This window comes from Gulosibacter sp. (genome assembly GCF_052090685.1).
GTDB lineage: Bacteria > Actinomycetota > Actinomycetes > Actinomycetales > Microbacteriaceae > Gulosibacter.
In genome coordinates, this window is record NZ_JBQDBE010000002.1 from 118,192 (window position 1) to 130,442 (window position 12,251).

At 62.2% G+C, this 12,251-nt stretch carries 10 protein-coding genes; 4 read left to right on the top strand and 6 right to left on the bottom strand.

Features of this window, described 5'->3' with window-relative positions; translation table 11 throughout:
• The 5 genes from ACTHXA_RS02095 to ACTHXA_RS02115 form a co-directional block, all read right to left on the bottom strand.
• Positions 1 to 1,858, bottom strand: a 1,858-nt coding sequence (locus tag ACTHXA_RS02095; protein ID WP_441668858.1) for a phosphoenolpyruvate carboxykinase (GTP), incomplete at its 3' end; no start/stop codon positions are given.
• A gap of 128 nt (positions 1,859 to 1,986) precedes the next feature.
• Entirely contained in the window at positions 1,987 to 3,594 is a 1,608-nt protein-coding gene (locus ACTHXA_RS02100) for an ATP-binding cassette domain-containing protein (protein ID WP_441669035.1), read from the bottom strand.
• A 2-nt stretch (positions 3,595 to 3,596) separates the two neighbouring features.
• Positions 3,597 to 4,412 carry an ABC transporter permease gene (locus ACTHXA_RS02105; RefSeq protein WP_441668860.1) on the bottom strand — a complete coding sequence of 272 codons (816 nt, stop codon included), beginning with the start codon at positions 4,410 to 4,412 and terminating at the stop codon, positions 3,597 to 3,599.
• Positions 4,409 to 5,362, bottom strand: coding sequence for an ABC transporter permease (locus ACTHXA_RS02110; protein WP_441668862.1), 954 nt, complete (start codon positions 5,360 to 5,362; stop codon positions 4,409 to 4,411). The genes ACTHXA_RS02105 and ACTHXA_RS02110 overlap by 4 nt, the downstream gene beginning before the upstream one ends.
• 36 nt (positions 5,363 to 5,398) lie before the next feature.
• On the bottom strand, positions 5,399 to 7,021 hold the full coding sequence (locus ACTHXA_RS02115; RefSeq protein ID WP_441668864.1) for an ABC transporter substrate-binding protein: 1,623 nt from the start codon (positions 7,019 to 7,021) through the stop codon (positions 5,399 to 5,401).
• Positions 7,022 to 7,165: 144 nt separating this feature from the next.
• On the opposite strand from ACTHXA_RS02115, the gene ACTHXA_RS02120 reads away from it, so the two are divergent.
• The 4 genes from ACTHXA_RS02120 (at position 7,166) to ACTHXA_RS02135 (ending at position 10,952) form a co-directional block, all read left to right on the top strand.
• The gene (locus ACTHXA_RS02120; protein ID WP_441668866.1) at positions 7,166 to 8,395 is read left to right on the top strand and encodes a histidine kinase; all 1,230 of its coding nucleotides are present in this window, start codon (positions 7,166 to 7,168) and stop codon (positions 8,393 to 8,395) included.
• Positions 8,383 to 9,054 carry a response regulator gene (locus tag ACTHXA_RS02125; RefSeq protein ID WP_441668868.1) on the top strand — a complete coding sequence of 224 codons (672 nt, stop codon included), beginning with the start codon at positions 8,383 to 8,385 and terminating at the stop codon, positions 9,052 to 9,054. The genes ACTHXA_RS02120 and ACTHXA_RS02125 overlap by 13 nt, the downstream gene beginning before the upstream one ends.
• A complete protein-coding gene (locus ACTHXA_RS02130; RefSeq protein WP_441668870.1) occupies positions 9,051 to 10,106 on the top strand; it encodes a hypothetical protein in 1,056 nt (351 codons plus the stop codon). The genes ACTHXA_RS02125 and ACTHXA_RS02130 overlap by 4 nt, the downstream gene beginning before the upstream one ends.
• 165 nt (positions 10,107 to 10,271) lie before the next feature.
• Positions 10,272 to 10,952: a TetR/AcrR family transcriptional regulator gene (locus ACTHXA_RS02135; RefSeq protein WP_441668872.1), complete on the top strand. Its 681-nt coding sequence runs from the start codon at positions 10,272 to 10,274 to the stop codon at positions 10,950 to 10,952.
• 243 nt (positions 10,953 to 11,195) lie between these two features.
• Here the strand turns inward: ACTHXA_RS02135 and ACTHXA_RS02140 are convergent, their stop codons facing one another.
• A complete protein-coding gene (locus ACTHXA_RS02140) occupies positions 11,196 to 11,885 on the bottom strand; it encodes an SDR family oxidoreductase (protein ID WP_441668874.1) in 690 nt (229 codons plus the stop codon).
• Positions 11,886 to 12,251 lie beyond the last annotated feature (366 nt).

The following is a 12,251-nucleotide window of genomic DNA, read 5'->3' on the forward strand; positions in this document are numbered from 1 at the left end:
GCTGTCGCTCGCGTGGCGGTAACGACTGGTCGAAGCCCGCGCGCACCTCGGCGAGTTGCTTGTGCAGTACAGCGGGTACCTTGTCGCCGATGCCGTCGTAGTAGTTCACGGTCTCATCGAGCTCTGCGATCCAGCCCTCGCGAGGCACAGCAAAGATCTCCTGGAGCGTGGCCTCGTCAACGTCAATGCCTTCGACGTTGATGTCCTCGGGCTTGGGGAGGTTTCCAATCGGCGTTGCCACCGCATCCACCGTGCCCTCGACGCGCTTGGTCGCCCACTCGATCGCGCGAATGTTCTCGCCGAATCCGGGCCAGAGGAAGGAGCCATCGGCGCCGCGACGGAACCAGTTGACCTGGAAGATTGCCGGTGCCTTGTCGCCGAGCTTCTCACCCATCGCGAGCCAGTGACCCCAGTAGTCGGCCATGTGGTAGCCGGCAAATGGCTGCATGGCGAAGGGGTCGCGGCGAAGCTCACCGATCTTGCCCTCTGCAGCGGCGGTGCGCTCACTGCCAAGCGTCGAGCCGAGGAAGCAGCCGTGCTCCCAGTTCTTGGACTGGTATACCAGCGGCACGTTGGTGCGGCGCCGGCCACCGAAGAGAATGATGTCCACCGGAACCCCGTCCGGCGTCTGCCAGTCATCGGAGATGGTGGGGCACTGTTCCGCGCGAACCGTGAAGCGTGCGTTCGGGTGAGCGGCGGGGGACTCTGAATCGGGCGTCCAGTCATTACCCTGCCAGTCGATGAGGTGCGAAGGCGCCTCATCGGTCATGCCTTCCCACCAGACGTCGCCGTCATCGGTCAGCGCGACGTTCGTGAAGATCGTGTCCTTCGTGATCGTCTCCATGGCAACCGGGTTGGTCGACCATCCCGTACCAGGAGCGACGCCGAAGAAACCGAACTCGGGGTTGATCGCGTAGAGCCGACCATCATCGCCGGGACGCATCCACACGATGTCGTCCCCGAGCGTCTCGACCTTCCAGCCCTCGAGCTTCGGACGCATCATGGCGAGGTTGGTCTTACCCGTTGCGGAGGGGAACGCGCCAGTTACCGTGTACTTCTTGCCTTCTGGGCTCGTCGCCTGGATGAGCAGCATGTGCTCGGCCATCCAACCTTCGTCGCGAGCCATGACTGAAGCGATACGCAGTGCGAAGCACTTCTTTCCGAGCAGCGCGTTGCCGCCGTAGCCCGAACCGTAGGAGATGATTTCGCGGTTTTCGGGGAAGTGGGTGATGTACTTGTCGTCGTTGCAGGGCCAGAGCACGTCCTCGCGCTCATTGCCTTCGGCATCAACGAGTGGGTAGCCGACCGAGTGCAGCGCGCGCACCCATTCGGTGTCGGGGTGAATGTACTTGAGCGCTTCGTTCCCGGACCGGGTCATCAACGCCATCGACAGCACGACGTACGGTGAATCGGTGATCTCGATGCCGTACTGGGTGATCTTGCCGCCAAGCGGACCCATCGCGAAGGGCACGACGTACATGGTACGACCGCGCATCGATCCCTCGAATAGCGGACGAAGGGTTTCGCGCATCTCTGCGGGCGCGCGCCAGTTATTGGTCGGGCCGGCGTCCTCTTCGCGCTCCGAACAAATAAAGGTGCGGCCCTCGACGCGGGCAACATCGGCGGCGTCAGAACGTGCGAGGAAGGAGTTCGGGCGAATCTCCGGGTTGAGGCGAATGAGGGTGCCTGCATCGACCATTTCTTCGGCGAGGCGGTTATATTCCTCTTCCGAACCATCACACCAGACCACGCGAGCGGGCTGCGTAAGCTCGGCAGTTTTCACCACCCAAGCGTTGACGTCGTCATTCGCGGACAACTTTGGAATGTCAGTGGCGTTCACGGGCGAGGGTGAGGTCATTGCACAGCTGCTTTCACGTTTTCGTTATGGATGGAGCTATCAACCCGGTAGTCGGAATTTGCGAGAAAATCCCGACCTCATGGAGTGTTCTAGTCCTCTCAGTATTCCATGAGCAAACAAAGGGTGTGTCATGTTCGCTGAATGTCACTACCGGTAAGCAGTGTCCGAGAGGCGGGATGTTGCGGATCGGTGAAAAGTCGCAAAGTCGGGGCCACCTCAACGACTTCGCCCTCGTGAACGACAGCGACGCGGTCAGAAATTTCCCCGATCACGTCCAAGTCATGGGAAATAAACACGCACGCGAGACCGCGGGTTAATCGAATTGTTGCGATGAGATCAAGAATTTGTCGGCGAACAGTGGCGTCGAGTGCCGAAACTGCCTCATCACAAATCAAGATCCGTGGCGTGCCCGCGAGTGCGCGCGCGATTGCAACGCGCTGACGCTCGCCACCGGAAAGCCCGATCGGTCGAGCGTTGAGATGCGCCTCGCCGAGGCCCACTTCGGCCAGTGACTCGAGGATGCGTCCCCTGAGTTTGCCGGAACTGCGCACTTTTCCGGCAGAAAGGGCGTCAGCGAGGATCGTGCTCACGCGCAGTCGCGGGTCGAACGTCGAGAGCGGGTCTTGTGCGACCATGCCCAGCTGTGCGCGGCGAGTGCGGCGCATCCGCTCCGGACCCGGCGACCAAGGCTCACCGGCAAGCGTGACACTGCCTTCGTTCGGCCTATCGAGTGCGAGCAGCAACCGTGCGAGCGTGGATTTTCCCGACCCGGAGGCCCCCACGACACCGAGCGTCTCACCCGCGCGCAGTTGCAGCCCGGCACCACGCAAGGCGGTAAAGACGCTGCCATCGGGTCTGCGATAGTGCTTCGCGAGTCCCTCCGCGGCCAAGACAATTTCGCCGTCAACGGGCGGGCTCTTCTTGGGCGGTTGGGGAAGTGCCCTGACCAGCGCGTCTGCCGCCGCCGAGGCGGGCTTAGTCAGGATGCGTTCGGTCGCCTCGGTCTCGACGATTTTGCCGTCCTCTATCACGGCCACCCGGTCGCACAGCATTCGCACGGAAGCGAGATCGTGCGATACAAACAGGATGCTCAAGCCCTCATTGGCGAGTTCGCGCAGCAGCGCCAGCAGCTCGCGTCGAGCGCTCGCATCGAGTGCGGTGGTGGGCTCGTCGGCGACAAGCAATTCCGGATCGCCCGCGAGGGCGATCGCAATGAGTGCGCGTTGCCGCTGGCCGCCGGAGAGCTGCCCCGCGCGCTGCTTGAGCCGTACCTCCGGTTCGGGAAGCCCGACGCGCTCGAGGAGCGCGAGCGCTCGCCGGTGTCGTTCGGCGGCGGATTCACGGTGGTGCAGCGTGATCGCATCGTCGAGTTCGGCGCCAATAGTGCGCGCCGGGTCGAGTGATACGAGCGCATCCTGCAGGACCAGCCCGATTCGGCCGCCGCGAACTCGACGCAATTGTCGCTCCGACAGGCTGAGCAACGACAGTTCGTTGAGCCGCATGGTGTTCGCGGTCACCGTTGCACCCGTACCCGCGAGTCCAATGAGCGATCGGGCGGTGAGCGATTTGCCGGAACCGGAGGAGCCAATCAGCCCGAGGCACTCGCCCGGAGCGATTTCGAGGTCCAGCCCACGGACCACTTCGGTGCCACCGAATCGGATGCGCAGATCGCGCAGTTCCAATAGCGGTGCAGTTGCCGAGGGCGCCTCGGACGGATGGTTTCGGGTTGGTGGCATGGTCACCGAGCCTCCCTGACTTCAGCGTTGTAGAGCCGACCGAGCACCGTACCGGTGACCGCGACGAGTGCGATTGCGGTTCCGGGGAACACCGACATCCACCAGCCGCCGGTGGCAAGGTAGGTTGCGCCAGCATTCAGCATGGCGCCCCATTCGGGGCTTGGCGGCGGATCTCCCAGACCGAGGTAACTGAGCGCCGATGCCCAGACCACGGCTTGACCGATGCCAAGGGTTGCAAGCGCGAACAGCGGTTGGAAAGCATTGGGGAGAATCGTCCGGGTGAGTCGAAACCAGCCACTTCGCCCCATCACTCGATCCGCCTCAACATAGGCCGATTCTTTGACCCGAAAAAACTGGGTGCGAAGCATCCGGGCGTATCCGGGTGCGGCGGACAGCCCGACGGCGATGGTGGTCGGGACGATTCCCGGTCCGGTCAGCGAGAGTAAGAGGAGTGCGAGCAGGATGCCCGGGAAGGCATAGAGCGTCTCGACAATCCGCGTCGAGATCCAATCGCCGACCGGCCCACCGAGTCCGGGGAGGGTTGCGAGCAGGATGCCAAAGACCAATCCGATCGCAGTTGCGGCGAGGCCGATGGTGAGCGACGCACCGGCCCCGTGCACCACGCGCGTATAGATATCGCGGCCCGACTCGTCGGTGCCGAAGGGGTGACTCAGGCTGGGAGCCTGGTACGCATTCTCATTCAAGATTGCGAAGGGATTGCCGGGAGCGAGCAACTGCGGGAAGAGTGCGGCGATGAGGAACCAGGCGGCGATCGCCAGGCAGACCGCGATGCCAATGCGGCGAAGCGTGCGGCTCATGCTTCGACCGCGATTCGCGGGGAGAGTGCTTGCTCAATAATGTCGGTCACGAGCGTGATGAGTACGTAGGCCGTGGCGACCACGATGAGGACCCCGATGACCATCGGGACATCGCGGGCGACCACCGCATCCACGAGTGAGCGGCCCAGGCCCGGTCGTGCGAAGAGTTGCTCGACTACCACTGCGCCAGAAATGAGCGAACCAAAGGCCCAGCCGGTGAGGCCGACTGCGGGCAGTGCCGCTCGCCTTAAGACATGCTTTGCGAACACTCCGTTCGGTGATTCGCCGCGGGCGCGCGCGGCGACAATGAAGGGTTTATCGAGTGCATCGATCGTGGAGTCTCGCATCACCTGGGCGAGGTAGCCGCCGAGGGGAATGGCGAGCGTGACCGCGGGCAGGATAAGCCCGACGAAGTCCGGACCGGACAGCGCCACCGGGAGGCCGAGGCCGGTGGCAAAAATGGTGATGAGCACGGCGCCGAGCCAAAAGTGGGGGAGCGCCGCGCCTACGATGCCGAAGAAATCGGTGACCATTCCAGCCACACGGCCTCCGCGAACCGAGAGCCACACGAGCCCCAGCGAGATGGCCCAGCCCAGCAGCAGCGCGGCACCGGCGAGTTGCAGCGTGCCCGGCAGGAGCACGCCGATGATGCTCGTCACGTCATCTTGGAGTCGATAGCTTGTGCCCAAATCTCCGGCGAGGAGCTGACCGAGGTAGTTGAAGTACTGCTCGTGGAGCGGCAAATCGAGCCCGAAATCCTCGCGGGCTTGCGCAACCGCATCCGCAGAGGCTTGCGAACCGGGGCCACCCAAAATTGCCTGCACCGGGTCGCCAGGAACCGCTCGCACGGCGAAGAAGGTGATTGTCGCAACCGCCCAAATCACGACGAGTGCGCCGAGGAGTCGCCACAGCGCGCGGCTGGCGATGCGAGTGGTTTTGGAAACCGGCATAGTCCTTCGGAATTGTCGAAGCGTGACGCCGTGGCGCTAACTAAACGTGGCGTTGGTAAACGTGGGCAGGTTGAGTGATGGGTCGAGGTGGAAACCCTGCAGTTCGGTTGTGTAGGCAAACTGCACCATCTGGTCGTAAAGCGGGATGATGTAGTACCCATCAATAATCATGGCCTGCGCCTGGTTGTACAGCTCAGTACGCTCCGCAATGTCGAAGGTCGTAATGGCCTCGTCCACGAGCGTGTCGAACTCCGGATCCTCCATACCCGTGTTGTTCGCGTGATAACCGGACGGCGCTGGAATATTGCCGTCGGAGTGATACACGATCCGCAGCACGTCGGCCGAGGACTTCGAGTACGGGGCAATAATCGCGTCAAACTGCCACTCTCGTGCCGCTTCGTGCCAAGAACTCCAGTCGAGCAATTCAATTTGGACGTCGAAGCCGAGCTCCCCGGCGCTCGCGGCCATCTGCTCCACAAGCGAAATTTCTGCCGGAATCGACTGGTTCGTCGAGAGCGGGAAGTTTACGGTGAGCAACTCCCCATCCTTCATCCGCACACCATCCTCATTGCGCTCGGTCCAGCCGGCCTCGTCAAGGAGCGCGTTCGCCGCATCCTGATCGAAGGCGAGCTGTTCGGGGAACGCAGCCATCTCCGGCAGCGAGGAAGAAAGCGGCGAATAGGAGCGGTCGAGCGTGCCGAAGAAGAGCGAGTCCACGGCCGAATCAAGATCGGTGGATCGCGCGAACGCCTCGCGCACGAGCGGGTCGTCGAAGGGAGCCTCGAGCGTATTGAGCTCTATACGCGCGGAAGTGCCGGGACGGGCACCCACAAGCGTCGCGGCATCCGCATCCTCTTCGAACTGCACGAGCGCATCCGGCTGCACCTGGTCGATCACATCGACCTGGCCCGACTGCAACGCTGCGGTGCGGGTGGCCGCATCTGGGATAAAGCGCCAATCAATCTGCTCGATGCGCTCGCCCTCGGCGGGAATTTCTTCGCCGGGCATGCTCGCGACATGGCTGTCATTGCGCACCAGCACCACGCGATCCTGCTTCGTCCAGGACTCCACCTGGAACGCTCCGGTGCCAATCGGCTGCTCACACTGTTCGAGCTCTGAACGCTCGAACCCGGCGGGCGACATGATCGCCGTCCACGTCTGCGCGAGGGATTCGAGCAGCACCGTATCGGGTCGCTCCATCCGGAACTCGACCGTGTACTCATCCACCGCGACAAACTCGGCAACATTTTCCAAAGCGCGAAGACCGGTCGAGGCCTTCGTCTCAGGGTCGCGGATGCGCTCCATATTCGCGACAACGGCATCGGCATTGAACGCGGTGCCGTCCGAGAACGTGATGCCTTCCTTGAGCTTGACGGTCCACACCGAGCCGTCCTCGTTCACCTCGCCCGACTCCGCGAGCCAGGGGACTACTTCGCCGTTCGCATCCCGTGCGAAAAGCGATTCGAGGAACTGGTGCCCGACCAGGGCTTGCGGCCAGTTGCCACCGACGATCGGGTCGAGACACGCGGGTTCCGATTCTCCGGATGCGTAGGTCAGTGTGGTCTTGGCTTCCGTGGGAGACGCGGTGCAGGCGGCAAGCGGCGCGATCAGCGCGATACCGGCGACCGCACCGATAAGACGGAGGGAGTGCGTGAGCATCCCGCAAGCCTAGCGTATTCTTGGACGGAGTCGAACAAGTGCTGCGAGCTGCGATATGGGAAGGTGAACCTCCGGGGGAAAACCCCCGGAGGCCGTCCGGCGAACTGCATCGATTTGCCTCGCTCACGAACGTAATTTGAAAGCATGAAAAACAAAGCACTCCAAATCGCAATCGCGATACCGCAGCTAGTGCTCTATGGCGTCCTCTGCATCCCCATGTTCATGCTGTTCGTGGGCGCCATCGCTTCCGGTATCGCGCTGCTATTCGCCTTCCTCGTGGGCGTCGTGGTGTTTGCTCTGCTCGGACTTGTCATGTACCTGCTTGCGCGCGTTGAAGAAGCGCGCGCCGGGTGGACATTCGATCTGGACATTCCCCATCACGCCTTCCGAACTTCGCCACGCACTGACGGGTGGAAGTTCTTCCACACGCTCGCACTCCAGTGGGCTGACTCGCGCACCTGGATCGGCATCCTGCACGGCGCGCTCGTGTCATTACTCGGTGCCATCACCCTGTTTGCGCTGCACTGGTTTGCAACCGGAATCGTCTGGCTCTTTGCGCCGCTCATGGGCGAGACCTATCTCATCAGCGAGTTCCTCATCGGCGAGGTGCCGAGCTGGGTAGCGTTGCTGCTCGGACTGGCCGCCATTGTCGTCGGGGGACTGGTCATGATTGGTCTTGCGGTCGCGCACCGTGCGCTGTCGAAGCAATTGCTCGTACCCAGCCGCGAGGCGGAACTTCGCCACGAAGCGCGAGCGCAATCGCAGTATCGTCAGCAGGCGCTGTCGGCCGCAGACATTGAACGTGCTCGCATCGAGCGCGACCTGCACGACGGCGTCCAGCCACGGCTCGTCTCCGTCGGCATGACCCTCGGTATGGCCAAGCGGAAGCTCGAAACTGACCCGCAACGCGCATCCGAACTCATCGACGAGGCACACGAATCAACCAAGGTCGCCGTGACCGAACTGCGCCAGTTGGTGCGTGGGTTCCAACCCGCGGTGCTGCAAGACCGCGGCCTCGACGCGGCGCTCTCCGCGCTCATCGGACGCAGCGCCGTGCCGGTCAATATCCAAGTCGATCTGCCGAACCGCTATACCGACCGTGCCGAAGCGACCATGTACTTCGCGGTTGCGGAAGCACTCACCAATGCCACCAAGCATGCGCAGGCGACCGCGGTCCAGGTACGCATCCACGAGGCAAACGGATACCTCATGGCGCGCATCGAAGACAACGGCCGAGGTGGCGCGCACCGCAGCCCGGGTGGCGGGATCGATGGCGTCATCAACCGCGTGACCGCAGCAGGCGGTACGTACCACTTCTCCAGCCCCGAGGGCGGACCGACCGTGATTGAGGTGACCGTGCCATGCGCATCGTGATCTGTGAAGACAACGCACTCCTGCGGGCAGGACTTGCTCGACTCCTCAGCGATGAAGGACATGAGATCGTCGCCTCGCTTCCCGACGCCGTTGAGTTGCAATCCAAGGTTGCCGAGACCTCTCCTGAGCTCGTCGTGCTTGACGTTCGACTGCCACCCACGTTTACCGATGAGGGCGTGCGCGCTGCCATGGCGCTGCGAGAGGAGTCGCCGGATCTCCCCATCCTCGTGCTCTCGCAGTACGTGGAAGAGCGCTACGCGACCGAACTCATTGCCCGTAGCAAGGGCGCGCTCGGCTACCTGCTGAAGGATCGCGTTGCCGATGTTGCGGAGTTCCTCGATTCCGTGGAGACCGTGGCCGAAGGCGGCACCGTCCTCGACCCTGAGGTGGTCGGGCAGCTGCTCGGGCGGCGCTCTCGCGACTCGCAATTGGATGCGCTGACTGAGCGGGAGCGCACCGTCCTCGGGCTCATGGCGGAAGGAAAATCCAACGCCGCAATCGCCGCTCAGCTCTATATTTCAGCGGGTTCCGTCGAGAAACACATTTCGCAAGTGTTCCAGAAGCTCGGTCTCGCTGCCGAAACCGGTGGAAACCGCAGGGTGCTCGCAGTACTCGCGTATCTCGGTGTCGGAAACGACGAATCAGGAGGCGCGCGATGAACGCGACCGAAGAGACCAAGAAGTCAGAACACATTGTCATCGACAACCCGCCCATTTTCGACGGCGCCGCTACCGCGACCGGCGGGAACCCACCAACCTTGAGCGATGCATCCGGTGATACCGGCGGCGAGCGGCCTCGGGAACACCGCCACAGCTGGGTGGCGATCCTCGTCACCATCCTGGGTGTGCTTGTACTGATCGGTGTCCTCGTATTTGGTGCCGTCACCGAGTTTTGGCGAGGGACGACTAAGTCCTTTACCGCTGATTACGAGGCCGCAGCCGCGGAGCAGCTCGTAATTGACCTCGATTATGGCGATCTCGAAATTGAGTTCAGCGAAGGCGCAACCGACGCGACCCTCAATGTCTCCGGTCATTGGCGTGATGGTACTTCGCCGGTGGAAATGTCGAACGCTGAAGACGGCACGCTGGTGATCGAGACCGTGGGCGAATGGAACTGGAATAGCCGGGGGCAAGAAATCATCGGCACCCTGACGCTCCCAGCCGACCTGCAGAATTCGATTGCATTGAACGCCGATGTCGGTGTGGGACGACTTGTGGTCAACGGTGAGCTCGGTGCCGTCGAAGCCGATGTCGACGTGGGGGAGCTCGTACTCAACGAACGTTTCGACACCGGAACATTCCACTCGAGTGTCGGCAGTGTGTCACTCATGTCGGGTGGTGGACAGGCTCACATGAGCACCAACACCGGTCGGATCAATGCTCGCGGCGAGTTCGACATTCTCACGATGGAAGTCGATATCGGTCAACTTGAGGCTGACGTTACGGTGCACGAACGAGCGGAGTTCATCGTCGAAACGGGTGACGGACAAGTGATGCTCAACGATCCGATGCCAGCAGAAACGATCATCGATACGAATATTGGCAGTGTGGATGCATCGTTTGCCGATGTCCCGATGCAGTTCGAGGCCTCTCGAGACGTGGCTGCCGACGCGGAAGATGCCGGATACACAACAAATGCCGGTGCTGATGCGCCGAAAGTTAGTATCCATAGCAATATCGGTGACGTCGAGTTCAGGCCACCGAACCGGTAGCCACTTACCGATCCGCTGACGACTTACCGACCCGCTGAGTACTTACCGAATGTGGACCCAGCGTAAGCAAGGCGACTTCAGGCCCCGGCGTGCGAAGATGATCCCTGATCATTCGCACGCCGGGGTCTTTGGCGTGCGGGACACGTTGGACAAGGGAACGAGATAATGACTGTGCGCGGCAAATCCGGTGCTGGACGCCCCGCAGCATCGAGTCACGAGGCCCTCGAAGAAGCTGCCTGTGAACTTGCACTCGAGCTGGGTTGGGACAGTGTTTCTGCAGACGATATCGCTCGTCGCGCTGGCGTGAGCCGCTCTTCCTTCTTTAACTACTTCGCTTCGAAGTCTGACGTGCTGTGGAGCAATGTTGACGTGGCCCTCGAGAGCGCGACCACCCTTCACGAATTCGTAGATCGGCTCGAAGAGTTAGGCCCGCCCACCGCTCTCACGTACGTCGAGACCATGGGTGCGGCAAGTGCCGCCGAGGAATCTGCGGTTACGCGTTCGAATCGTTTGGCCAAGCTGCTTGGGCAGGGGCGAGCCGCAGACGATGTGGTTGACGCCACAATTGATGCTTTGGCGGATGCCGGTTTGGCCGATGCGTGGTCAGTCGATGTGGCAGACGCTGGTCCCGTGGATGCGCGGTCCGTCGATGCCAGATTTGTTGCTGCGGAGGCGAATACTCGAGTAATCGGCGAGAAGCCAGTGCCAGCGGCCTCCATCCGACGTATTCAAGCGGCGGCGCTAGCATCCGGGACACTCGCTGCGATTCTCGAGTGGGCCGCCGCAGGGATCGGGCGCGCTCCGCTAAGCGTCTACCTCGACGTGGCGTTCGGCAGCGCGTGGTGAGTTGCCGTCATCGCAGCCGCCACTGCCGCCGACGCGGTTATCGCCGGAGTTAGCGTCCGCAGTCATGGCCGAAGTCGGTTTCCGTGGTCATGGGAGCGTTGGCCGCGGTAATCATGGGTGGTAGCGTTCATCATGGTTGAAGTGCGGCCCATGGTGAGCGCTAGCTGCAATGATTACCGCGCAGCGGCGGGGCACGTGCAATGATTGCGGCCGGTTCGCGACGACAGCGGCCGATCCGCGACGCTAGCTCGGCAATTGCATCGGGCGGACGACAATGGTCTCGACCTGAGCATTTGACGGTGCGCTAATCGCATGGCGTACCGCCGCGGCGATGTCCGCCGGATTTACGAATGTGTCAGGCTCGATGGGCTTTGAACCGCGTATCTTCCTACCCATGTCGGTGTCGACGAAGCCCGGATGCACGGAAGTCACGCGTACGCCGTGCTCGCGCTGTTCCTCGCGAAGGCAGTCCGCCATCGTCCGAAGCGCAAACTTCGTGCCGGAATACACCGAGCCATTGGCATACGAGAACGTGCCCGACCCAGAATTAAGCATCACGATGGTGCCCTTCGCCGCCTGCAATGCAGGAAGCAACCGAGCGGTGAGATCGGCAACAGCGAACACGTTCACCTCAAACGAGCGACGCCAATCCTCGCGCGTGTATGTGTCGAATCGCCGCTGGTCCTCGATCCCCGCGCAGTTGACCAGCACATCCAAGCTTGTGAGACCAGCTTGATCCACGGCCGCCGCGAGTTGCTGTTCATCGGCAAGGTCGGCCACGAATGGTTCTATTTCGGGGTGCTCACCGAGGAGGGACGTAAGGCTCTTTGCGGAGGTTGCTCCCGCGAGCACGCGATGTGTGGTCACGAGATCTTCGGCGATTGCGCGACCGATGCCGCGGGATGCGCCGGTAACGAGTGCGGTTGGTTTCAATGTTTCCTCCTATGCGTCGTCCTGCATGATCGCAATTGGCCCTGAACGCTCGCAGCCGTCGGGATCGACGCACCAACGCACCAACGCACCAACGCACCAACGCATCAACGCACCCGCGTGACTGTTCGCTCTGAGCCGGACGCGCATCCTGCCCAGGTGGTTACACGCCATCTCGAACGGCGGTAGCATTGGGGCATCGACTGTGATCCGTCATCAGCGGGGAGTCTTCGGAAGAACGGTACGCGAAAGCGCACCCAGTAGAACCGAACGGGTCCGCCCGTCATAGCGAACAATGAGTGGTGATCCTAGCGGGTTTCAATTGGGGTGGTACCGCGCGAAAGCGTCCCTGAACTAGTCAGCAAGCCG